Below are 24,131 nucleotides of genomic sequence, written 5' to 3' on the forward strand. Positions count from 1 at the left end.
CTGCGGGAAGCCGGTGAGATTCCGGCGCGGTCGCGCCACTGTATTGGGGGAAGCCGAATATCGGTCAGTTTCCCGGAGCCAGACCTCTCAGTGTCATCCTTCACCCTGACACGGAACGCGATAATTCCGGGAGTTTAACGATGCTTGACCATCTACGCCAGATTTTCAACGACTCGGACTCGAAAGTCCGCAGCAAGTTGTTCGGCATTTACGGCGTGCTCATCGCCATCAACGTACTCGCGTGGGTGTGGGCACTCGTTGCCTTTCACGCGTACCCCGTTCTGCTTGGGACGGCCTTGCTCGCGTATGGCTTCGGGCTACGTCATGCCGTCGACGCCGACCACATTGCGGCCATCGACAACGTGACGCGCAAGCTGATGCAGGAAAGGAAGCGCCCCGTCGCCGTTGGCTTCTTCTTTTCGCTCGGCCATTCGACAGTGGTAGTGCTCGCCGCAGTTGCCGTCGCACTGACAACGTCTGCCCTTCAGGGACGGTTCGACAACTTCAAGGAAATTGGCGGAATAGTCAGCACGCTCGTTTCGGCATTCTTCCTTTTCGCACTCGCGCTCATGAACTTCCTGATCCTGCGCGGCATCTTTCGCGCGTGGAAGCATGTCCGCGCAGGCGGCTCGTATATCGATGACGACTTCGATATGCTGCTCGCAAACCGGGGGCTCATTGCCCGCCTCTTCCGCCCGCTTTTTCGCCTCGTGACGCGTGGCTGGCACATGTATCCAATCGGATTCCTGTTCGGTCTCGGTTTCGATACCGCAACCGAAATCAGTCTGCTCGGCATCGCAGCGACTCAGGCAGCAAAGGGCCTTTCGCCGTGGGCCATCATGGTCTTTCCGGTACTCTTTAGCGCAGGGATGTCCCTCGTCGACACGCTCGACGGCCATCTGATGCTGGGTGCCTATGGTTGGGCCTACGAGAAACCCTTGCGCAAGATCTACTACAACATGACGATCACACTCGTTTCGATTGTGGTCGCAGTGGTGATCGGCGGTATTGAGGCACTCGGACTGCTCGCAGACCAGTTCGCTCTGAAAGGTCCAGCGTGGAACGCAATTGGTTCGCTCAACGACAACTTCGGCACGCTCGGCTACATCATCATTGGCATCTTTGTGCTGAGCTGGATAGCCTCGCTCGTCATTTACAGAATGAGGCGTCTTGACGAGGTGCAGACGAGTCAGCAAGTCTGATCCGACTCATGCCGCAGGTGAACGAAGGTGCCTCCGCGCTCTAGTTGCCGTCAAGTCACACGATAAACCATGTGGCTCGACGGGCAGCCTTTCGCAGCTGCCGGGCGAAAAGCACAGGGACGGCGCGCCGGTGTTTGGTTGGTTTATAGAACCGCTTCGTTAACGAAGGTGAGTCCGCATTGATGGTTCGAGTGCCCGGTCTGCGCAGGCAAACGGCCGCCGCATCAGGAGGCTGGATAAAACCGCTCAGGGTCGATAAGCGACCGCCGTCCGCGATTTTCACCTGCCATATCATTAACGACCGCTTGCTAGCCCGCTTTAGACATTGGTAGCGCTCACACTGAGCGACCGTTTCGGCCGAATAGCTGTCGACTGCAGTATCGCAGTGAACTGCCGGATCCCCGGCCATTTGCGTCACTCGCTACCTACTCCCCCAGCGACCGCTGACGGACAGACAGACAAACAAAGGTCAGCTGGCGTCCGAAATAGGGTACGGCTCAGAATTTCTTTTGACCGCTAACCGGCGCTCGTTACGGTGGCTGCAAAGGTGCAGATAGCTACTGGACGGGGTCCGTTTGAGGAAAACCAGACATTACTAAAAATTTTCTACACCAAATGTCGTCGCAATGTTCAGATGTCGTGTCGTCCGCTAAATAGAGATGTCGGGTTTTGTTTTGGGTTTTGGCTTGGTTTTTCCGTTCAGCTTGGGCTTTTTGCGTGAATTGTTGCACCGCATTACCATAGTCGGCAATCGTGATCGCGCGCTGTCTCTTCAAACCTTCAATCGCTTTCTTCGCATTCACCATCTCGCCGCGATGTGCCCGCGAAGGCGCGTTCGAGCTGCGCCGATCGTCCCGTAACGATTGCAACGCCCGCGCCACGTCCAAGGCAGCCGATAAACGCTTATTCTCCACCTCCGCCGCTTGATCGATGCGTGTGATGCGATCGTATTCGCGGTAGGGCACCACTACGCCATCAGCTTGCACCTCGATCACCCCGTCCGGGTACTCGACCACCTCAATATAACGGCCAATCAGTCGCCGATTGCTGATCGTATCTTGTAGCATGTACAGCACCCGGTCGTATTGCAGCGTCAGCGCCTGAGACACCTTGCGCGGCTCCCGATAGGCCAGGATCTGTCGCAAATCTTCATCGGCGCGTACCTGCCGATGCGCGTCATAATCGCGCTTCGGCACCTTGCCAAAACGCTGATTAAAGTCCGCGATGAAGGAGGGCGCATAGACATTGGCTGCCTCTTTGGTCTTGATGTCGCGCAGTCGCAATTCCTTCACCAGGCGATCTTGCAGGGTCTTATTCGCGCGCTCGACGCGCCCCTTGGCTTGACTCGTATTCGCGCAAAACGTCTCGATATTAAGCTCATACGTGGCCCGGCCGAACTGCGTGACGCCTTTGCCCGCCGTGCTAGCCCGATTCTTGACGTAAAAAACGCTGAATTTATCGCTGTACAACGCCACCGGTTTGCCGTGCGCAACCAAGTACTTTTGCAACGCCTCAAAATAGCTGAACGTCGATTCGGTCTCGGTAAAATGCAACGTCATCAGCTTGCCCGTTGCGTCGTCGATAAACACCAGCAGCGTGCACGACGGCGCCCGATCTTCGAACCAATAGTGGTCGCTGCCGTCGATCTGTATCAACTCGCCGTAACACGCACGGCGATTGCGCGGCTGATATACCTTGGGCGGACGCTCTTTACGCGGAATCCATAAGCCTGCGGCCCTCATCAGCGTTCTGACCGTCTCTACCGATATAACCATGCCATGCGCTTCGCGCAACTTCTCGCACGCCAACGTTGGCCCAAAATCGGCGTAACGTTCGCGGAGCAACGCCACGGCGCGGCAAACTAGCCCGTCGGGAAGCTGGTGATTACTCCGACGGCCACGCTTACCAGAAACCAAACCCACAGCACCCAATGCGTCAAAGCGCTTTACTAGGCGCTCGACTTGGCGAACACTCAGCGCGAGTCGTTGCGCAGCCTGACCAGGCTTTAACCGTCGCTCATGTACGGCCTGAATAACCTTCAGCCGATCCAATTCACAAATACTCATGGTAATCGTCTCACTCGCATCCATGCTCGGCGCTCCCTGGGTGGGCTACACCGACCAATGTAGGTCAAGAAAACGACATCTGTACTTGGGAGAAACACGACCTCTGAATTTTGGACCTACACCAAAAGGATTGCTAAATATAATTATGTTAAATCAGATACATCGAAATTGGAGGGTTACATTTCCCAACGAGCCTGCACGGCCGGGGGTTAGTTGCAGATCAACGGCCTGTACTTTTTTCCCTTCCCTGGCGCAGAAGTCGCTCGCTTCTTTGTTTACCTCGGACGCGGCAGACGCTGAAATACCACCGCCGAATTTTGCCGTATTCTTAGAAATCATAAACCTGTCATTATCGAGAGGAACGACGCCAGAGCTAGCGCAGCTAGCGAGGAAAGCTAACAGAACCAATGATAAACGCTTCAAAGGATAAGCCTCGATTAAGTTGCTTGATGCTGGTGGAAAACGGTACACCAAATGAACTGCCATGGCGCAGATGACCCGGTTTTCCGATTTACAGCCCGGGCTTAGGATCAGTATTACGAAAAACAGACTTGAACGGCAGTTTGTATTTTTTCTTTGCTGCCAGCAGGTATTTGCCAGCGGTCTCGGGATGCGAAGTAAGGCGTTCGAATTCCACGCGGCATAATACTATTCAAAAAATTTATTTTCATCTTTATCGTAATGCCTAAATGAATAGTCTTTCAGATTTTCACGATTAATGCTATGGAGATTTTGTCGTAATAACGCGCTTTCGTATTCTGGATATCCAAATTGAACTATGCGATCCCTGAAACAAAATCTGACTCCGCGCATGGGAAACCTGTTTAGATGGCTGCACTATCCACCGGGTTCTGGTGCAAATAGGTAAGATTTTTGAGAACGTAAATATATGTAGGATATCTGATCAAGAAGACAGAGCAGCACTCCATACGGAAGGCGGAGCGGCATCCTCGATACCGAGTTTAGTCAGATCGAACTGGCCCTTGCGAATGCGATACATCAATTCGATGCCTGAGATCGTTGCCAAGGAATTTCTGAACCGTTTGAAGCCGAGCATCACGTTCATTCTGGACTTGATGTTTCGATGGTCTTGCTCAATCATATTGTTCAGATACTTCGAGGATCGGACTTTTGTGTGTTCAGGCAGCAGCCCATCGGCCTTCATCTCGCGCACCGCGCGGTGCGAGGCAGCGTAACCATCGAGCGTGATAGTCTCTGGTGGCTGCCCCTGGTGCATGATCGCCTTGCGAAAAAAGGCTTCGGCTGCTGCGACATCGCGTTTGGCCCTGAAGAAGTCCACCGTCTGGCCATCTCGATCGACAGCCCGGTACAGGTAAAACCATTTGCCACGAATCCTCATATAGGTCTCATCAACCCGCCACGAGCCGCCCGCAGGGATCGCGATGCGGTTCCAGCGTTCAACCAGCTCCGGGATAAAGCGCATGATGGTGGTATGAGCCAGCGATAAACCGCGCTCGGCCATCATTTCCACCAGATCGCGCCGGCTGAGCTTGTAGCGAGGTACCAGCGCACGCACAGAATGATGATTTCGCGATCAAAATGTCGGCCATCAAACAGCCCGCTCTGACCTTTTGGCTTGCCCATCAGCGATAACCTGATTGTTAGGTTCAATACTTTAACCGATTCACACCGCCTATTTGCACCAGAACCATAAGAACTGAGTGGTGGAAAAAACGCCTATATGTATAGTACTACTTATACAACTAAGGAGTTGAATTGCTGGGCGGGCGAGAGTGCCTTAGCGCCGCTGTTCATCTGACCTTTGCGAATCATGTGCATGGTCTCGATTCCACCAAGGATGATGCGCGCGCAGCGAAAACTCTTAAAGCCCATCATGGGCCGCGTTCGACGTTTGATCGCGCGGTGATCCTGTTCGACAATGTTGTTTAGATACTTTTGCTGGCGAATCTTGATCTGTATTTCCCGATTGGCGTTGATCGCTTTCAATGCTGCGAGGTTCGATCCGCTCTATCGATCGTCACGGTCTCGGGTTCGCGGTTTACCGCGATTGCCTTCTCGAAATAAGCCTGCGCGGCAGCCTTGTCCCGGCGGGCTCGTAGCAGAAAATCAACCGTGTTTCCAGCTTTGCCGACAGCCCGGTAGAGATATCGCCACTCCCCCCGATTCGAACGTAGGTCTCGTCCATCCTCCAGCTTCTGCCCAACGTGCGTTTGCACCGCCGGAACGCTTTTTTAAGTAGCGGCAATAGTTTGATCGCCCAGCGATGGACGGTCGAATGGTCCACAGCAATACCGCGCTCTGCCATCATCTCTTCGAGGTGTCGTAAGCTCAACGGATACGCAACATACCAACGCACACATAGGAGCATCACGTCCAGCGGATAGTGGAGCCGTTTAAACACTTTCGACATCGCCGCAGTCAGCTTTTGCTTCATGGATCTGATTGTTCGCACGGGGTATTCAGAATAACAGACCGCCTTATTGCGACAGAACCTTTAGCCTTCGCATGCACGGGAATTCGCGCGCCAACAGCTTCGCCGGAAGCGGACTCTACGAATTCAGCAGGCGCCTTGACGCCCCCTTCCGCCGATATTTTTGACATGTCGACTCTTCTGCTTCGGTCGGGAGGTGCATATCGCCCGCGAAGTTGCAAACCGCGTGGCGCGGCTCAGCGAAGTTGTTTGTCGCTCAACGAAGCATTGGCGTTAAGTTCGAGGCCCGAAGGCAGCCGTAATACTATAAGCCTGTTCGAGGGTGACTCGGATTCGCGAATATGCGAAGCTTCGCATATTCGCGATTATGCTCAGCACCGGATTATGCGCAGCGACACGAGTTCGATCCGGTTCCAGAAAAAGTATCTAAACGGCATTGTTGAACAGGATCACCGCGCGATCAAACGTCGCGCGCGGCCAATGATGGGCTTTAAGACTTTTCGCTATGCACGCGTCATCCTTGGTGGAATCGAGACCATGCACATGATTCGTAAAGGTCAGATGAGTGGCTGCGCTAAGGCAGGCTCACCTGCTCAGCAATTCAACTCCTTATTTGCATAAGTAATCCTATACATATAGACGTTCTTACACCATCTAGTTCTTATTGCGACAGAACCCTTTACAGCCACCGTCCCCCTCAGAGGAATATCGCCATGCCATGGAACTTTAATGAACAGCAGCTTAAAAGAATAAACGGTCGTGGTAGCCACCAGACGCCTATTGCTCAGCAGCACATTTTATCCAATGCCAGTGTCGCCTTGCAGGCATTTTTTGACACGAAGAGAGCCACGACCGTGCTGCAAAGATCCGGAATCAATTTGCAGGCGCGATTGCAGGCATTAAATGAGCTCGTTGACGTCATCAAAAATCCTCAACTGCCTCGCGCCCAGCGCTTTAGTGACGCCAACATTTCGAGTATGTTGGATAAGGCATATGGCAATCACAATACGTTCATATCTATCGTCAACGAGATTAGCCGGCTAAGCTCACCCACCCCACAAGGTGGACACGCCCCAATTGCGGCGTTTATCGACGCTGGATTTCAACCTAAAAATATCGCGAGCATGCTCAGCGGTTCGGCGGAGAACTTCATCGCCAATGTCGGGAACATCAGCGCGCTGGTGGAAGTGCCGCCCGGACAGTTTCAGTCGCCAGTCGCTGTGTTGAATCAGGCAGGCCTAAGCACAAACAACATCGCCAGTATTCTGAGTAAAGCGGGCGGTAATTTCCTACCCATCGTCAACGGACTCATAAATCTGGCCAGCCCGCAAGCATACCTCAACAACCAGTCGGCGCTCCAGCTTTTGAACGCGGCAGGCCTGAGTACGAACAACATCGCAAGTATTTTGAGTAGCGCGGGCGGCAATTTTCTGTCCATCGTTAACGGGCTCACCAATCTGAGCGCACCGCAAGCACACCTCGATAACCAGTCAGTGCTCCAGTTGTTCAACGCGGCAGGCCTGAGTACGAACAACATTGCAAGTATTCTGAGTAGAGCGGGCGGTAATTTTCAGCCCATTGTCAATGGACTCACCGAGCTAACTACGCCGCAGGCATATCTTGGGGATCAGTCGGTCCTCCAGCTGTTCAACGCGGCAGGCCTGAGTACGAAGAACTTCGCTAGTATTTTAAATGGCGCGGGCGGCAATTTCCTGCCCATCGTCAACGGACTCACCGAGCTGGCTACGCCGCAGGCATATCTTGGCGATCAGTCGGTGCTCAAGTTGTTTAACGCGGCAGGTCTGAGCACGAATAACATCGCCAGTATTTTAAATGGCGCGGGCGGCAATTTTCTGCCCATCGTCAACGGGCTCACCAATCTGGCCACGCCTCATGCACATCTTGGCGATCAGTCGGTGCTCGAGCTGTTTAATGCGGCAGGCCTGAGTACGAACAATATCGCCAGTGTGTTACATGGCGTGGGTGGCAATTTTCTACCCATCATCAACGGGCTCACGAATCTGGCCTCGCCGCAAGTATGTCTTGGCGATCAGTCGCTGCTCCAGCTGTACAATGCGGCAGGCCTGAGTACGAACAACGTCGCCAGTATTCTGAGTAGCGCGGGCGGCAATTTTCTGCCCATTGTCAATGGCCTCACCGAGCTGGCTTCGCCGCAAGCATATCTTGGGGGGAAGTCAGTGCTACAGCTGTTCGACACAGCAGGCCTGAGCACGAGCAACATCGCCAGTGTGTTGCATCGCGCGGGAGGCAATTTTCTGTCTATCGTCAACGGGCTCACCGAGCTTGCTACGCCGCAGGCATATCTTGGCGATCAGTCGGTGCTACAGCTGTTCAATGCAACCGGCTTGAGTACGACAAACATCGCCAGTATTTTAAATGGCGCGGGCGGCAATTTCCTGCCCATCGTCAACGGGCTCACCAATCTGGCCACGCCGCAGGCACATCTCGGTAACCAGTCGGTGCTCCAGCTGTTCAACGCGGCGGGCCTGAGCACCAACAACATCGCCAGTATTCTGAGTGGCGCGGGCGGCAATTTCCTGCCCATCGTCAACGGGCTCACCAATCTAGCCTCGCCGCAAGCACATCTTGGCAATCAATCTGTGCTCCAGCTGTTGAACTCGGCAGGCCTGAGTACGAACAACATCGCCAGTATTCTGAGTAGCGCAGGCGGCAATTTCCTGCCCATTGTCAATGGCCTCACCGAGCTGGCTTCGCCGCAAGCACATCTTGGCAATCAATCTGTGTTCCAACTATTCAACGAGGCTGGCCTGAGCACTAACAACATCGCCAGTATCCTAAGTAGCGCGGGCGGCAATTTCCTACCCATCGTCAACGGGCTCACCGATCTAGCCTCGCCGCAAGCACATCTTGGCAATCAATCTGTGCTCCAGCTGTTGAACTCGGCAGGCCTGAGTACGAACAACATCGCCAGTATTCTGAGTAGCGCAGGCGGCAATTTCCTGCCCATTGTCAATGGCCTCACCGAGCTGGCTTCGCCGCAAGCACATCTTGGCAATCAATCTGTGTTCCAACTATTCAACGAGGCTGGCCTGAGCACTAACAACATCGCCAGTATCCTAAGTAGCGCGGGCGGCAATTTTCTGTCCATTGTCAACGGGCTCACCGAGCTGGCTACGCCGCAGGCATATCTTGGAGATCAGTCAGGGCTCCAGCTGTTCAACGCGGCGGGCCTGAGCACGAACAACATCGCCAGTGTCTTGCATGGCGCGGGCGGCAATTTTCTGCCCATCGTCAACGGGCTCACCAATCTGGCCACGCCGCAGGCACATCTTGGCGATCAGTCGGTGCTCCAGCTGCTCAACGCGGCGGGCCTAAGCACGAACAACATCGCCAGTGTCTTGCATGGCGCGGGCGGCAATTTCGACCACATCGTGCAAGATCTGCAAGACTTTATACGCCCGGGACCCCATGGAGCACCGTCGGTCTTCCAACATATCAGAGACGCGGGACTAAGCGCGGATCAGATTGCGCATATTCTCGACGGCGCCGGAAGTAATTTCGGCGAATTGACACAACAACTTCAGAGATTTGTAACGTCGCCAGGAGTTGACCAGGGGCCCTCAGAATTCCAATTGTTACGGCAACGCTTTACAGCAGAAGATATTACTCGCGCATTGGGCTCTGCCGGTGGCCGATTCTCTGAGCTGGTCACTGATCTACACCTAAACAATCTTCTGGAGTTGCCGAATCGCAACCGTGTTGTGAGAAGCGCCCCCTTTCCTAAAACTACGGGTCAGGCTGAAGTTCATCTGCGACAACCGTTTTCATTCGCCCCAGCCCAGAATTCAGTAGTAGCCGATGCCTCAACGCCATATGCCCGTATTGTGGTGGTAATGGAAGCGGACGATAAATCGACACAAGCCGCCCGCCTGTTGTGCGAAAAACATGTTGGCGAGACCTTGTGTATCGAATGGAATCCGGAGAGCAAGCAGTGGCGAGCGGTGAGCACACCTGGCGGCCCGCTGATCGATCCCCTCACCTTGAAAGTGCATCAGCAAGCTAAGTGTGTGCTGGTCGGACATTTCCGCGAGGATGGGACAATGGCAGCGCAACGACCAGAGATCCTAGCCGATTCTCTGGTCGCGCTGCTTGGGGATCTAGGTATCCCAGCCCCTCGCAAGATCAGCTTGACCGGTGTATGTTACACAGCACCTGAGATCAACAATCTCACTGCGGCATCAGAGTCGTTAGCTGGGCGATTTGCACAGGCCTTGTATGAAAAAGGAATTTCCGTACCTGTCTCGGGTATCAATGGGGAAGTCGTTGTCAACAAGCAAGGGCGAAAGCAGACGGTCTTATGGAACGATGCAGGCCGTGAGCCTGCCAATCTGAGAAAAGTCACGCTTGCCGTTGACGATCGTGGCCAATTGCATGCGCAAGCGCACACTGTGCAGATGCAGATTGATACCAGACTGCCGGCGAGGCAAACAGGTATATCGTCCCCGCATATTACGCCACCTCGTGTCGCATCCACTGCCACCTTGAGCCCTCTGGAATTGGCGGTATTGAGAAGATCAAAACTTTCTACCCACCATCCAGTAGCGAATGTTGCCAAACCGAGTCAAAAACAAGACCAGCGATCATCAGAAGCGCCAGACATGCCAACGTGCTACCCAATCTCAATTTTCAATCCTGGCGGATTCAACCGGTCACTGCAACGCGGCTTGAAGAACCTGTGCCGGGGTTTTGAACTTCAAGGTTTTTCTGGGTCTCGTGTTCAGCTTTTCCGCAATCTTGTCTAACTCCTTCTGCGAGAAGCCCGAAAGACAAGTGCCTTTCGGGAAATACTGACGCAGCAGTCCGTTAGTATTCTCGTTCGTGCCGCGCTGCCAGGGGCTGCTGGGGTCACAGAAGTAAACCGCCATATCAGTGGCAAGTGAGAACGCCTTATGCGCAGACAGTTCCTGACCTCTGTCCCAGGTAAGACTCTTCGATAACTCTCGGGGTAGTTTGTGCATCTGTCCGGCAAGAGCCTCTATCACGGTGAGTGCGCCTTTGTTCTTTACCTTGCATAACAGCGTAAATCGAGAATGTCGCTCAACAATTGTTGCGATCGCGCTGTTCAGCGAACCGACGATCAAATCACCTTCCCAGTGACCGGGTATCGCGCGATCTTCAATTTCAGCTGGACGCTCCCGAATTGAAACCGCTCCTTGAATGTTCCCGCGACTCGGCGTCTGGTGGTTTCTGGCACGCCGGAACATACGCTTCATACGAAGATGCTTTTTTAATTCTTCACGCAATACGCCACGCGTTTGAATAAAAAGGGACTTGTAGATCGTCTCGTGCGAAATACTCATGCCAACACCGGTCCCATTTTCCTGTCTCAGCCAGCCCGAAATCTGCTCAGGCGACCAATCCTGCTTCAGCAACGCGATAACCTGTCGACACAGCTTCGGATACCGGCGTAACAACAACGATTTAGGCCGCGGCGGATTCAACCGGTCACTGCAACACCCCGATATTGATTGTTATAAAATCTGAGGTGTTGTCATGGCGAGCATATTTGGCCCGATGACGGATGCACGTAAGACCCGTATCTGGACTTTATGGCGAGGCGGCATTCCGATGAGCGAGATTGCGCGGGACATCGCAAAACCACCGGCGACGGTGTATTCGTACTTGCTTTACCACGGCGGGATTGAGCCTCGACAGCATATTCGCAGGCAGGGCAGTTTATCGCTGGAAGAGCGAGAGACTATTTCTCGGGAACTAGCGAGCGGTGCGAGCATGCGATCAATCGCTAAGAGCTTGAATCGGTCCGCCTCGACGATATCGCGCGAGATATCGCGTAACGGCGGCATTACTCGGTATCGCGCCTGCCATGCAGAGGCTGCTTTCTTCAAGCGATGTAAGCGGCCTAAATCGTTGTTGTTACGCCGGTATCCGAAGCTGTGTCGACAGGTTATCGCGTTGCTGAAGCAGGATTGGTCGCCTGAGCAGATTTCGGGCTGGCTGAGACAGGAAAATGGGACCGGTGTTGGCATGAGTATTTCGCACGAGACGATCTACAAGTCCCTTTTTATTCAAACGCGTGGCGTATTGCGTGAAGAATTAAAAAAGCATCTTCGTATGAAGCGTATGTTCCGGCGTGCCAGAAACCACCAGACGCCGAGTCGCGGGAACATTCAAGGAGCGGTTTCAATTCGGGAGCGTCCAGCTGAAATTGAAGATCGCGCGATACCCGGTCACTGGGAAGGTGATTTGATCGTCGGTTCGCTGAACAGCGCGATCGCAACAATTGTTGAGCGACATTCTCGATTTACGCTGTTATGCAAGGTAAAGAACAAAGGCGCACTCACCGTGATAGAGGCTCTTGCCGGACAGATGCACAAACTACCCCGAGAGTTATCGAAGAGTCTTACCTGGGACAGAGGTCAGGAACTGTCTGCGCATAAGGCGTTCTCACTTGCCACTGATATGGCGGTCTACTTCTGTGACCCCAGCAGCCCCTGGCAGCGCGGCACGAACGAGAATACTAACGGACTGCTGCGTCAGTATTTCCCGAAAGGCACTTGTCTTTCGGGCTTCTCGCAGAAGGAGTTAGACAAGATTGCGGAAAAGCTGAACACGAGACCCAGAAAAACCTTGAAGTTCAAAACCCCGGCACAGGTTCTTCAAGCCGCGTTGCAGTGACCGGTTGAATCCGCCGCTTACATCGCTTGAAGAAAGCAGCCTCTGCATGGCAGGCGCGATACCGAGTAATGCCGCCGTTACGCGATATCTCGCGCGATATCGTCGAGGCGGACCGATTCAAGCTCTTAGCGATTGATCGCATGCTCGCACCGCTCGCTAGTTCCCGAGAAATAGTCTCTCGCTCTTCCAGCGATAAACTGCCCTGCCTGCGAATATGCTGTCGAGGCTCAATCCCGCCGTGGTAAAGCAAGTACGAATACACCGTCGCCGGTGGTTTTGCGATGTCCCGCGCAATCTCGCTCATCGGAATGCCGCCTCGCCATAAAGTCCAGATACGGGTCTTACGTGCATCCGTCATCGGGCCAAATATGCTCGCCATGACAACACCTCAGATTTTATAACAATCAATATCGGGGTGTTGCAGTGACCGGTTGAATCCGCCCTTGGCGATTTTAGGGGCGGCTGTCGCGATAAGAACTGTCGTGGCTGGGTATTCCGGTTCATCGTGACCGATTTCGGGGTGCCACCGGAATCAGCGGTTATGTCGCAATAAGAACTGGATGGTGTAAGAATGTCTATATGCAGAGGAATACTTATACAAATAAGGAGTTGAATTTCTGAGAAGTCGAGCGTGCCTTAGCGCAGTAGCTCATCTGACCTTTGCGAACCATGTGCATTGTCTCGATTCCACCAAGGATCATGCGTGCGCAGCGAAAATTCTTGAAACCCGTCATAGGCCGCGTTCGACGTTTTATCGCGCGATGATCCTGTTCAACAATGTTGTTGAGATACTTTTGCTGGCGAATCTTAATCGGTATTTCCCGATTGGCTTTGATCGCTTTCAAAGCGGCGAGGTTCGATCCGCTCTTATCAATCGTCACGGTCTCGGGTTCGCCGTTTAGCGCGATTGCCCGCTCTAAATATGCCTGCGCGGCCACCTTGTCCCGGCGGGCTCGCAGCAGTAAATCAACGGTGTTGCCGGCTTTGTCGACGGCCCGGTACAGATATCGCCACTCACCCCCGATTCGAACGTATGTCTCGTCCATCCTCCAGCTTCTGCCCACCGTGCGTTTGCACCGCCGGAACGCTTTTTCAAGTAGCGGCAATAGTTTGATCGCCCAGCGATGGACGGTCGAATGGTCCACAGCAATTCCGCGCTCTGCCATCATCTCTTCGAGGTGCCGTAAGCTCAACGGATACGCAACATACCAACGTACACATAGGAGCATCACGTCCAGCGGATAGTAGAGCCGTTTAAACACTTTCACCATCGCCGCAGTCAGCTTTTGCTTCATGGATCTGATTGTTCGCTCGGGGCCTTTAGAATAACAGACCGCCGTATTGATTCGTAGCTGACGATCACGCCGCGCTCGAGCAATAATTCTTCGATGTCGCGCAAGCTCAGCGAGAAGCGAAAGTACCATCGCACCGCAAGGCTGATGATGGCAGGTGGGAAACGATGGCCGCGGTAACTAGACGAGGTTTTCATGTGCCAAGCTTATCCGAACGCCTCGACAACGTGACAATGCCCGATCAACCGGTTCAGCAGAAACTCGCCGCTTGAAATCACGCGCCTTTAGACTGCCCATACACCAGTCTTGCCATTAGCTCGTAGCCTACTGGTGAGTAGCCGCCTACCGGGCGAAGTGTACGCAAAACCGGCCAATTGCGCTTTCGGAGCAAGCTGTTCGCCGCACACGCTAATGCCATAAACGCCACTCGTTAAAATGAAGAGGTGAGATCAATATCGAAAGGCGCGTAATGACTAGCGCTGGAATTAGCCAAGTCCAATAATATCCAGGTTTTCTTCCAACTAAAAAATTCCGTCCTTACAATGCACATCAATCGCACGAACCAGCCGCAGTCGCCGGATGATAACGCCTTCACGTCATCGCCTGGCCCAAACGAGCAAGTCGCTTTTCTCGGCTCGGCTAGCACCGCCGGTTCAGGGCCGTCCCGGCGACTGGTCTCCTACTCCGCCAGGTTCCCCGAACCCTTGCCATCCTTTGTACAGCGTCAGACAACAAACCGCTTCAGGCGCACGTTTTCGCTTCCCCTTGCAGGACAGCCCACATTCACCGATACATTACAAAATTCTGCGCACACGCCTGTTTTCGACCTTCCTTCAACCGTGGACCGGCATTCCCCGGATATACGGTCGCCCAGCGAACAAGCCTATACCCAATCGGAATGCGGATTGACGTCGGCTTCCGCCCCGAAAGCAAGCCTAAGTCGTGCTATTTTGGGGCGCTTGGAAAGCCCGCCGGATTCGCTGATTGCGGCGCGAAACACAATACTTGCACAATTGAGCGCATCGGACTATCGTCTGACCCCAGACGAAACCATTGCCATCAATGATCTGCGATCACAAAAGCCACAGTTACCGAAAGATGTATGGTTTTTTAGCGACCCGAATAAAGATCCAGATGATGTCGTCGCTTATACTTTGGGAAGGCAACTGCAGATTGAAGGCTTTATACAGATCAAGGATGTGGTTACGACGCTGGGTGATGCTGAAGTTCGATGTCAACGTGCTGAGATGGCGAAGGGAGTATTTAATAAACTTCGATTGCCTGATGTGCATGTGTCGCGTGGTCAAGATTACAGAATGAACCCGCTGCAGTCTAAAGAGCATGCCAAGTTTTTACGAGAAGGTCATGCTTTACGTGCCGCATCTAGTGAAATTCATCGTGACAGCTTGCAGGATATGAGATTGCGCCTAAAGCATGCGCCACATCCGCTTAGTATTGTCGTGATCGCAGGCATGGGTGATCTCAATGGGCTTATCACTACTTGCCCAGAGATTATGCGCGAGCGCGTTGACGATATCACCATTATGGGCGGAGTGGAGCCTTTAAAGGACGCAGATGGTTTTATACAGCCTGATGCACGTGCCTACAATAACGTCACCGACTTGGATGCTGCCCGCAGTCTTTATCGCAAAGCACAGGAGCTTGGCATTCCATTACGTATCGTGACAAAGGAGGCCGCCTACAAAACCGCCGTTTCACCATCATTCTACGAAGGAATGGCAATGAGTGGACATCCAGTGGGCCAATACTTGAGAGATGTTCAAAAGAGTGCCCTAAAAGGCCTATGGGAGGGAATTCAAAATGGATTACTTCCTGGCCTGGATAACGCTTGGTTCTTCCGTACGTTCATGCCGAACTCACAAATCGATGTAGGACAACACGACAATAAAAACAATGTGTCCTTTGATGCTATCTGGCCTAAGGTGACGAAACTGAACCTGTATGATCCTCTGACATTACTGGCTTCAGTGCCTAACGCGGCAAAACTGCTATTTAAACCAAAGGCTATTCAAGCAGAAGGATTCAGTCGCGTAGAGCAGATAGGTTCAGACGAGGTTGCGTATCCAGAGAAGGCGAAGTTATTGATGTCCGCTCTAGTAAAGTCCGCGCTTGCCCAGTCGACGGAGAATCATGTTGAACCACATATGCCACAGCATTTCTGACTATTTAAGAGGCCAGTTCGAAAGTTGTGCTTAGCACGCCTGAAGATTTTCCAACAGATGAGCGAGCAGCCAAGTTTCAGGAACGCTTCGTGAATGTCAGCGCGACGATCGAAGCGAATGCGTAGACGGCGGAAACTGTGGAGCCAAGAGTGAGTGCGTTCGACGACCCAACGATACGTGCCGAGTCCACTACCGTGCTCGGTACGGCGCTTTGCGATCACGGGCTTGTGCCACGTTCGCGCAGTGCGCGACGATGTCGTTTGGAGTCGTAGCCACGATCGGCGTAGACGATCCCAGGCTTTTTAAGGGGTCGGCCACGCTCGCCTCGAATCGGCGCAATCGCCTCGACGAGCGGCAGCAGTTGCGCAACGTCGTTGGTGTTCGCGCCAGTGAGGATGGCGACGACGGGAATGCCGTTGGCGTCTACGAGGATGTGATGCTTGGAACCCGGACGCGCGCGATCCGTGGGGTTCGGGCGGCATTGTCACGTTGTCGAGGCGTTCGGGTAAGCTTGGCACATGAAAAGCTCATCTATTTACCGCGGCCATCGTTTCCCACCTGCCATCATCAGCCTTGCGGTGCGCTGGTACTTTCGATTCTCGCTGAGCCTGCGCGACATCGAAGAATTATTGCTCGAGCGCGGCGTGATCGTCAGCTACGAATCGATACGGCGGTGGTGCGATAAATTCGGCGCCCGGTTTGCCGCACAGGTAAAGATCAACGGCCGTATCGCCAAAACCTGGCATCTGGACGAAATGTTCGTGCGTCTGCGTGGTGAGCCTTACTGGCTATGGCGTGCCGTCGACGAACACGGTCGCGAACTCGACATCCTGTTGCAAAAGCATCGAGATACTGCCGCAGCCAAACAGTTCTTCATGAGGATTTTGCGCAACCACCCGGCACCGCGCGTCATCGTGACCGATCAGCTTCGTAGCTATCCGGCTGCCAAAGCCCGAGTGCCCGCGCTGGCCAAGACGAAGCACATCTTCGTACGTGCTGCCGCACGCGTGAATAACCGCGCCGAAAATAGCCATCAACCAACACGTGAACGCGAGCGCCGCATGCGCGGCTTAAGAGATCGGCGACGTGCCCAGGGCTTCCTCTCGAACTTCGGCCCGATTCGACAGCATTTCGCTCTGAAACGACACCTGATTTGTGCAGCCGAACATCGTCGCGAGCTTACGCTGCGCTTGGAATCGTGGCATCACTTGACACTCCAGGGCCAAAATCCGTCTGCGCTTTAAGCAATAGCCGTAAAGCGCCTCTTTTTCGCTTAATCATCCTCAACGTGACAATGCCCTCAGTTCTTATTGCGACAGAACCCTCACGCCCCGCGCTCGGTCCACCAGACGGAGAAGATGCGCAACGGCTCGCCCCCGGTGTTATGCACGCTATGCTCGGTGTTCGGATCGAACGTCAGGCAATCTCCGCTTCGCACATCCGTGACTTCGCCGCGGTAATAGAGCCTACCAGTCCCGGCTGCGATCATCCATATCTCTCGCTCCGGGTGCTCTTCTGGCGGAGAAAAACCGCCAATGGCAACCTCGAAACGTGATGCCTCGAACGTGGTGCCCGCGCGCAAAGAGCCGAAATCAATTTCTTCTACACGCAAACCCGTTTCCCAAACGTGGGGCGCCTGGAAAGCCAGGACGATAGGCGACAGGACTGGATCGTGAAGACCGTTCATACGGGTTCCTCCAATGCTGCGATGGCCACGTAGCTAGGGGAACACGAGTATCCAAGTTTCTTCCACAGCGCCGACGCGACACCCGGCATAACCGGATAAGCAAGAACGCAGAATCCGCGCACATACTGCCTGGCAGCCTGTGGCCGCCATTCCAGCGCGAGCCATTGGTCGATGCAACGCGTTGCCGCTCGCACGCTGAAATGATCGACGTCGAAAGTCGCATCCATGTCGGCCACGAGTCGCGCGAGCGTGTCCGCATACGGATCGACTGCGTCATCGCTCCGCCCGACATCGAGAGCGGATTGCATCTGCGCCAAGCGGGGCTCGACGATGCGGCGGAACGCTTGGAAGCCATCGCGGGAAAAATCGCTCGGCCCGGCCTCCGGACTGGTTTTTGCGAGGAAATAGCGCAGCACGTCGGACGATGCGCCCAACTCCCGCACCGCTTGGTCGGCCCAGATGCAATGCTGACGGCTCGTCGAAAACTTGCGGCCGTCGAGCGTGTAGAAGAAATTCGTTAGATAACGATCGAAGCCGCGGTAGAGGCGGCTACGCTGCGCGAGTGTCTCCACGCCCACGCAGAACGGCACCGTATTGTCAAAGCCGAAGCTAGTCACGTTCACGGTGCCAGAGGCCACATCGAACGGATTGCGCTCAAGCGCCAGGATGTCTTGCGCGACTTCGCCGCAGAGCAGCGACAACATGAACAGCGCCGTATAGGTGAACACGACCGAAGGCGCGGAGGCCCGCGCATCAGGCCAAGGCTCTCCCCACTCGCCGGGATTCGACAGCCGCACCTTGCCAGCCGAAGTCCGCATAAATCGCGCCGCGATACGCCGGACGTCGGCCGGCACCCGCATCTCCAGCATCCGCTGCGTGAGCGCAGGGACGTCTGCATCGAGAAAAACGCTGGCCCGCTCGGTGACCTCGATGGTGGCGTCGGCCGGTTCCGCTCGCGGGGCGATTAGATCGCGCGGCGACACTTCTATGCCGCATGCCTCGCAGTGGTAGCCACCCATTTCAACGCCGCAGGAAGGGCAAGTGCCGGCGATCCTACTGCCGACGATCATCCGCCCGCTCCGACCGCTGATGTGGACAAGTTCGTCGTATGGCTGCAGCAGGCCTTGCGTGTCCAGATCGGCAAGTACCTCGCAAGTGATGCTGTGAAGGCGCGCCCGGTACGGTGGATCGAGCGGATTGAGAAACGCGTCGTAGCGAATATCGAGTGCCTCAAGGCAGCCGGCAATCCCCCGATGGTAGTCGGCACAGATCTGCTCGACTGGCTTGTCATGTTCTTCGGCGCGAGGCAGCACGTGGGTCTCGTAGGGGTCGGTCGCCGAGACGAGCGCGACCGTTGCACCATTGCGTCGCAAGTGCCGCGCGAGCATGTCCATCTTGAGAAACGGGCCCGCGACGTGACCAAGATGGAGCGGGCCATTCGGTGTCGGCATCACTGGGATGAGCACATAAGTGGCGTAAGCGGTCATCAAACAACCTCGATATTCGACTATGAAACAGTAGAGGCACGGCTCGCTGGCGACGTATCGCCCGAGCCGATGCCGAAGTTCGGGCCGGCGACAAGGTCAATCCCGATATCAGCACCCGCTCCGAATTCCTGAAATGCAACCCTCGATGGCAGGCGATACAGTTCACGCGCGGCAATCTGGTTGGCGATTCGTGCTGCCCGCCAAGCGCCGAGACCGAGGTCCGGCGCGCCAATACCGTGTGTGTGCAACTCCCCGTTCTGGATAAAGATCTGTCCGGGACCACGATGATCTACCCGGTAGCCGGCGTCGATCTTTAAGCGTTTCGATGCGTCGAGGTTCAGTTTGTCGCCGAGTCCACTGAGACACGATGGCAACGAGTAGCGGTAGCCCGAGCCGGCTATGATTGCGTCGACCGCAATCGAAAATACGCGCCCCGTCTGGAGGTGCACGAACTGTGCGTCGAGCTGTCCGTTCACCGTCGGCTCCACTTGCCGCAATTCGCTATAAGCACGCAAGTGTACTGGAACAGGCGTACCGCCGGCACTGCGGTGGTAAAGGCGGTCGTAGATATCCGCTATGGTCTTGAAGCTGATGCCCTTGTAGAAGAGACCTTGCTGAGGCACCACGCGGTCCTTGACGTCTTGGGGAAGCCCGTGGAAATACGTGGTGTAGTCCGGCGTGAAATGCTCGAGCCCCAACTTTGAATATTCCATCGGCAGAAAGCCCGCGGCTCGCGTATACCAGTGCAAGTCGAATTGCGCCACGTTTTCGTCATTGAACTGCTTGTCGAGCATTGTATGCACCACCTCAGCCGCGGACTGGCCCGATCCGAGCACCAGCACCTGCTGTTTTCCCGCGATATCGAAGCGATCCGCGTAGTCGGCTGTATGCATGATCTTTCCCGGAAATCGTCGTGCGAGCGTCTGCAGGCACGCCGGCAACCATGGTTGTGTCCCGGTGCCGAGCACGAGGTTTCGGCCGTAATAGACGCGTTCCTCGTGCGCTTCCCGCGTAGTGACGCGATAGCAATCGTCCATCACGTCCACGCCTACAACTTCGCTTCCGAAATGCAGGCTCGTAAGCTGATTGCTGACCCATTGGCAATAGTGGTCATACTCCCGGCGCGGGATATGAAAATTCTCGAAGAAGTAGAACTTATACAGACGGTCATGAGCTTGCAGGTAGCTCAGAAAACCGAAGCGGCTGGTTGGCGCGACGAGACTCACCAAGTCGGCAAGAAACGGCACCTGTAGCGTGGCTCCCTCAAGCAACATGCCTGGATGCCAACTGAAACTCGGCTTGCGTTCGAGAAATACCGCGCGGTCGAGCCCCGCTTCAGCGAGCAGTGCCGCCAGGCTCAGATTGAACGGGCCAACGCCGACGCCGACCACGTCTAGAATGCCCGTGGGCACCAGTGTGGATTCCATGAATCTAGTCATGCGGTCTCCCGCAAGGCCGTCCCAACTGATGACACCGCCACTCCCTCCGGGACCAGCGGACGAGATTGGGCGTGGGGACCGTTTATGGTCTGCGTCTCGTATTCGATGGCCAAGCGCTTAAGGTGCCGCATGAGATCGACGATATGCAACATATCGGTGGCAGGATTGAGCAACGTCATTTTCAGAGCTGTCCGGCCATCACGGCGCGTCACGCCCAAGTTGGCCACCCCCTGGTTCAGCAGCCCATACGCCACCGATTGGTTAAGCGCGTCGCGCTCAAGCTCGTCTATATGTGGCGCCCGAAGCCTGAACAGGACACTGGCAAGTTGGGGAGGCTGGATCAGCTCGAACGCTGGGTCAGCTTCGAGGGTCTTGGCGACTTCGCGCGCAAGGTCAATACCAGCGTCGACAAGTTCGCTGAAGCGGCGCGCACCGAGGCTGCGCAGGCTCGTCCACAGTTTCAGCGCATCGAACCGGCGTGTTGTCTGAAGCGACCGGTCGACCAGATTGGGGATCCCGAGCGCTTCGTCTTCAGCAGGATTGAGATAATCGGCATGCTCCCGCATTGCGTTGAAATGGTGGCCGTCTCTAAGCAAGAATGCGCTACAGCTGATTGGCTGGAAGAAGTGCTTGTGGAAGTCGAGAGTGACCGAGTCGGCGCGCTCGAATCCATTCAGTTGACCCCGGTATTTCTCTGACAGCAGAAGGGCTCCGCCCCACGCGGCATCGACGTGCAGCCAAATGCCATACATCGCGGCGCAATCTGCCAGGCTGGAGAGCGGATCAATAGCGCCTGCATCAGTGGTGCCGGCGGTCGCCACGATCGCGAACACGATCTGGCCGCGGTCCGCAGCTTTTTTAAGCGCCTCCTCGAGCGCCCCCATATCGATGCGATCGTAGCGATCGGCCGGAACATTGATGCATGCATCGCCGCCGAGCCCAAGCAGATAAAGTGCCTGGCGCACGGAAAAATGGGCCTTTTCCGAGCACATCACCTTGAGCCGAGCGGCATCGGCGGGCAAACCCAGCTCGCGTACCGAACGCTTCCAATGTGCAGCGACCGCATGGTCGCGCGCCAGCAGCAGAGCCATCAAATTGCTCTGCGTCCCGCCGCTCGTAAACACGCCCGCATCCTCCGTGCCGTAGCCTATGCGATCGCGTAGCCACGACAGCATGTGCTGCTCGAGTACCGTCGCTGCAGGACTTTGGTCCCACGAGTCCATTGATTGGTTGGCAGCGTTGATCAGCACCTCGGCTCCTTGCGCGCTCAAAGTCGTCGGACAATGCAAATGAGCGATGCAAAGTGGATGATGAACCTGCAAGCTCCGGGAGAGCACGATTTGCGCCGCATCAGTGAGTGCTTGTATGTCGCCGACGCCTACTTGAGGCAGTACCTCGATAGCTCTCAGGCGAGCGCCAAGTGCTTGGGGCGTGTCGCCGTTGAACAGAATTCCTTCTTCAAGCCACGCGCCTGCCATCCGCACCGCTTCGTTCATCACGAATCGGTACCGCTGTCCGCTTCCTGCACCACAAGACGTCAGACTTTCCAGTGAGCTGTTACGCATGTTCTGCCCCCTCGGTTGCTGGTTTGCTCTCCGTCGCGCTGGACAATGCGTGATCGAGCCGCTCAAGGGCGCAGCAGAGTTCAGCTTGAGTGATGTTCAGGGGCGGAAGCATACGCAACACGGTGCCATGTCGGCCACCGCGCTCGAGGATCAGCCCGTTGGCGAAGCACTCGGCCTGAACGCGCGTAGCCAGTGCCGGATTGGCGGGATAGCTGCCTAGCGGGTCGGCGGGCTGCGCCCTATCAACGATTTCAATACCGAACATCAGGCCACGGCCGCGAATATCGCCGATGCAGGCATGCTTGCCGGCAAGCTTGTCAACTCCGGCACGCAATTGCTCGCCACGTGAGACGACTTGCGACAACACTCCATCCCGCTCCATCACGCGCATAGTGGTGAGGCCGGCCGCCATCGCCAACTGATTGCCGCGGAACGTGCCAGTGTGAGCGCCCGGCAGCCATTCGTCCCATTGCTTGCGATAAGCCAGCACCGCAAGCGGTAGCCCTCCTCCGACCGCTTTGGAAATTACGATCATATCGGGGACGACGCCGGACCGTTCGAATGCGAACCAGTCGCCGGTGCGGCCAATGCCGGCCTGTACTTCGTCGAGGATCAGCGCGACGCCGCGCGCCTGCGTTGCCGCTCGCAAGCGCCGCAGCCATGCATCTGGAGCGGGAATCACCCCGCCTTCACCCTGGACCGCTTCAACGATGACCGCAGCCGGTTGCGTGACACCGCTTTCGACGTCGTCGAGAAAGCACTCCAGGTAAGTGGCAAGCGCGTTCTCGGCTTGCGCACCGCCCAAGCCGAGCGGGCAACGGTAGCTATACGGGAACGGCATGAATTGCACGCCGGGCATCAGCGACAATACGGAGCGCTTCGGTGCCAAGCTGCCGGTCACGCTCAGCGCACCATGCGTCATGCCGTGGTAACCGCCTGAAAAACTAAGAATCGTCGCGTGTCCCGTTGCCGTCTTGGCCAACTTCAATGCTGCTTCAACCGCGTCGGCCCCGGTCGGTCCGCAGAAGTGCAGTCGCCAGTCGGACGCATTGCCTGGTAACAGACCGAGCAGCTTCTCCGAAAATTCATCCTTCAGCGGGGTGGTCAGGTCAAGCGTGTGCAGGGGCAAGCCGCTTTGCAATACCGCCCCGATTGCCTCGGTGACATCCGGGTGGTTGTGCCCCAGTGCGAGTGTGCCCGCGCCGGCCAAACAATCCAGATATCGACGACCCTCAACGTCCGTTATGTAGGAACCACTTGCAGAGCGGATAGCGATCGGTATTTTGCGCGGATAGCTGCGCGCATTCGATTCGAACTTGGCCTGCCGATCCAAGAAATACCGATTGGTTGTATTGCTCGCTTTAAATTTCTGCATCGTCCCACTCGGAATGAATTTACTCATTGGCTTGTTATCCACAAGCGAACAGACTCTGCCAACCGTTTTACATTGAGTCCATTGAAAATTTACCTCTCGTTATCCAGGCGCAGCATATGCGGGGAGCCTTGCTCGGGGTTCCACGCCAGGCGAGCATTTAAACCTTTGACATGAAACGGACGCGCAATGCCCGCGACATTGCGCACCCGGGCAACCTTATTGAATCGAAAGGCTGTAGGTATAGAAAATCTCGTCACGCTTCCAGCCGAGACTTTCGTATAGCGCCTGAGCACCGAAATTCTGCTTGGCTGTAGTCAAATCCACACGGGCCTTGCCATCAGTCGACGCCTGCTCGATGGCTGCCAGCAGAAGCTGCTTCGCCAGACCGGCACGGCGGGCGTTGGGTGCGACGAAGAGATCATATAAAATGTAAATGGGTGCGGCCGCTACCGAGCAAAACGTCGGGTATAGTTGGCACAGGCCGACCAGTGGCCCGCTGTCGGCATCAGCTACAAAAATGACTGATTCAGTATTTGCTATTCTGTCCGATATGAAACGGACTGCGAGACCAATGTCCGAGTTATGCCCATAAAAAATTCGGTATTCATTAAATAGTCGTGCCACCCCGTCCAAGTCTCCGGGTTGATATTTTCTAACGTTCGTTGAATTCATTCGGAATTATCTGGTTAGCGACCATCAGCGTCGGAGTGCGAATGATACTGCGCTTAATGGCACCGAAAAAGA

15 protein-coding genes and 5 pseudogenes are annotated in these 24,131 nt (G+C 55.3%); 6 read left to right on the plus strand and 14 right to left on the minus strand.

Features of this window, described 5'->3' with window-relative positions; genetic code table 11:
- Positions 1-140: 140 nt before the first annotated feature.
- A complete protein-coding gene (locus SJQ66_RS12825) occupies positions 141-1,202 on the plus strand; it encodes a HoxN/HupN/NixA family nickel/cobalt transporter (RefSeq protein ID WP_320534496.1) in 1,062 nt (353 codons plus the stop codon).
- A gap of 557 nt (positions 1,203-1,759) precedes the next feature.
- Here SJQ66_RS12825 and SJQ66_RS12830 read toward each other — a convergent pair.
- The 3 genes and pseudogenes from SJQ66_RS12830 to SJQ66_RS12840 form a co-directional block, all read right to left on the minus strand.
- Positions 1,760-3,292 (minus strand): ISNCY family transposase, encoded by a 1,533-nt coding sequence (locus SJQ66_RS12830; RefSeq protein ID WP_320534497.1) that lies wholly within the window; start codon positions 3,290-3,292, stop codon positions 1,760-1,762.
- Positions 3,293-4,172: 880 nt separating this feature from the next.
- Positions 4,173-4,873 (minus strand): IS6 family transposase gene (locus SJQ66_RS12835; protein WP_320534498.1). Its coding sequence is split into 2 segments (ribosomal slippage): positions 4,173-4,786 and positions 4,786-4,873, totalling 702 coding nucleotides; the frame shifts between segments, so codons are not numbered across the junction.
- Positions 4,874-4,984: 111 nt separating this feature from the next.
- Positions 4,985-5,684 (minus strand): annotated as a pseudogene (locus SJQ66_RS12840) (IS6 family transposase).
- Between the two features lie 381 nt (positions 5,685-6,065).
- Here SJQ66_RS12840 and SJQ66_RS12845 point away from each other — a divergent pair.
- Both SJQ66_RS12845 and SJQ66_RS12850 read left to right on the plus strand, forming a co-directional pair.
- Positions 6,066-6,302 (plus strand): DDE-type integrase/transposase/recombinase, encoded by a 237-nt coding sequence (locus tag SJQ66_RS12845; RefSeq protein WP_407691509.1) that lies wholly within the window; start codon positions 6,066-6,068, stop codon positions 6,300-6,302.
- A gap of 92 nt (positions 6,303-6,394) precedes the next feature.
- Positions 6,395-10,465: a C80 family cysteine peptidase gene (locus SJQ66_RS12850; protein ID WP_320534499.1), complete on the plus strand. Its 4,071-nt coding sequence runs from the start codon at positions 6,395-6,397 to the stop codon at positions 10,463-10,465.
- Here SJQ66_RS12850 and SJQ66_RS12855 read toward each other — a convergent pair.
- Positions 10,373-11,152 (minus strand): annotated as a pseudogene (locus SJQ66_RS12855) (IS30 family transposase); the annotation flags it as partial. The gene SJQ66_RS12850 and the pseudogene SJQ66_RS12855 sit on opposite strands and share 93 nt — an antisense overlap.
- A gap of 64 nt (positions 11,153-11,216) precedes the next feature.
- On the opposite strand from SJQ66_RS12855, the gene SJQ66_RS12860 reads away from it, so the two are divergent.
- Complete coding sequence (locus SJQ66_RS12860; protein WP_320534433.1) at positions 11,217-12,359, plus strand: IS30 family transposase; 1,143 nt, start codon at positions 11,217-11,219, stop codon at positions 12,357-12,359.
- 13 nt (positions 12,360-12,372) lie between these two features.
- On the opposite strand, the pseudogene SJQ66_RS29700 reads toward SJQ66_RS12860, so the two are convergent.
- The 3 genes and pseudogenes from SJQ66_RS29700 to SJQ66_RS12875 all read right to left on the minus strand — a co-directional run.
- Positions 12,373-12,738, minus strand: a pseudogene (locus SJQ66_RS29700) (helix-turn-helix domain-containing protein); the annotation flags it as partial.
- 214 nt (positions 12,739-12,952) lie between these two features.
- The gene (locus SJQ66_RS12870; protein WP_407691510.1) at positions 12,953-13,630 is read right to left on the minus strand and encodes an IS6 family transposase; all 678 of its coding nucleotides are present in this window, start codon (positions 13,628-13,630) and stop codon (positions 12,953-12,955) included.
- 62 nt (positions 13,631-13,692) lie between these two features.
- Positions 13,693-13,848 (minus strand): annotated as a pseudogene (locus SJQ66_RS12875) (IS6 family transposase); the annotation flags it as partial.
- Positions 13,849-14,511: 663 nt separating this feature from the next.
- On the opposite strand from SJQ66_RS12875, the gene xopQ reads away from it, so the two are divergent.
- Positions 14,512-15,834: a type III secretion system effector XopQ gene (gene xopQ, locus SJQ66_RS12880; protein ID WP_407691511.1), complete on the plus strand. Its 1,323-nt coding sequence runs from the start codon at positions 14,512-14,514 to the stop codon at positions 15,832-15,834.
- Here the strand turns inward: xopQ and SJQ66_RS12885 are convergent.
- A pseudogene (locus tag SJQ66_RS12885) lies at positions 15,801-16,309 on the minus strand (IS5 family transposase); the annotation flags it as partial. The gene xopQ and the pseudogene SJQ66_RS12885 overlap by 34 nt on opposite strands.
- A 43-nt stretch (positions 16,310-16,352) precedes the next feature.
- Between SJQ66_RS12885 and SJQ66_RS12890 the strand changes: the two are divergent.
- Positions 16,353-17,078: an IS6 family transposase gene (locus SJQ66_RS12890; RefSeq protein ID WP_320534503.1), complete on the plus strand. Its 726-nt coding sequence runs from the start codon at positions 16,353-16,355 to the stop codon at positions 17,076-17,078.
- 80 nt (positions 17,079-17,158) lie between these two features.
- Here the strand turns inward: SJQ66_RS12890 and SJQ66_RS12895 are convergent, their stop codons facing one another.
- From SJQ66_RS12895 to SJQ66_RS12920, 6 genes are all read right to left on the minus strand, one after another.
- On the minus strand, positions 17,159-17,521 hold the full coding sequence (locus tag SJQ66_RS12895) for a cupin domain-containing protein (RefSeq protein ID WP_320534504.1): 363 nt from the start codon (positions 17,519-17,521) through the stop codon (positions 17,159-17,161).
- A complete protein-coding gene (locus SJQ66_RS12900) occupies positions 17,518-19,008 on the minus strand; it encodes a methionine--tRNA ligase (protein WP_320534505.1) in 1,491 nt (496 codons plus the stop codon). Before SJQ66_RS12900 ends, SJQ66_RS12895 begins: the two co-directional genes overlap by 4 nt.
- Positions 19,009-19,028: 20 nt before the next feature.
- The gene (locus SJQ66_RS12905) at positions 19,029-20,447 is read right to left on the minus strand and encodes a lysine N(6)-hydroxylase/L-ornithine N(5)-oxygenase family protein (RefSeq protein WP_320534506.1); all 1,419 of its coding nucleotides are present in this window, start codon (positions 20,445-20,447) and stop codon (positions 19,029-19,031) included.
- Positions 20,444-21,943 carry a pyridoxal phosphate-dependent decarboxylase family protein gene (locus SJQ66_RS12910; protein ID WP_320534507.1) on the minus strand — a complete coding sequence of 500 codons (1,500 nt, stop codon included), beginning with the start codon at positions 21,941-21,943 and terminating at the stop codon, positions 20,444-20,446. Before SJQ66_RS12910 ends, SJQ66_RS12905 begins: the two co-directional genes overlap by 4 nt.
- Positions 21,944-22,004: 61 nt before the next feature.
- Positions 22,005-23,414, minus strand: a complete 1,410-nt coding sequence (locus tag SJQ66_RS12915; RefSeq protein WP_320534508.1) for a diaminobutyrate--2-oxoglutarate transaminase family protein — start codon at positions 23,412-23,414, stop codon at positions 22,005-22,007.
- A 189-nt stretch (positions 23,415-23,603) separates the two neighbouring features.
- Positions 23,604-24,059: a GNAT family N-acetyltransferase gene (locus SJQ66_RS12920; RefSeq protein WP_320534509.1), complete on the minus strand. Its 456-nt coding sequence runs from the start codon at positions 24,057-24,059 to the stop codon at positions 23,604-23,606.
- Between the last annotated feature and the right edge of the window lie 72 nt (positions 24,060-24,131).

The sequence above is a fragment of the Robbsia andropogonis genome (genome assembly GCF_034047095.1).
Taxonomy (GTDB): Bacteria; Pseudomonadota; Gammaproteobacteria; order Burkholderiales; family Burkholderiaceae; genus Robbsia; species Robbsia andropogonis.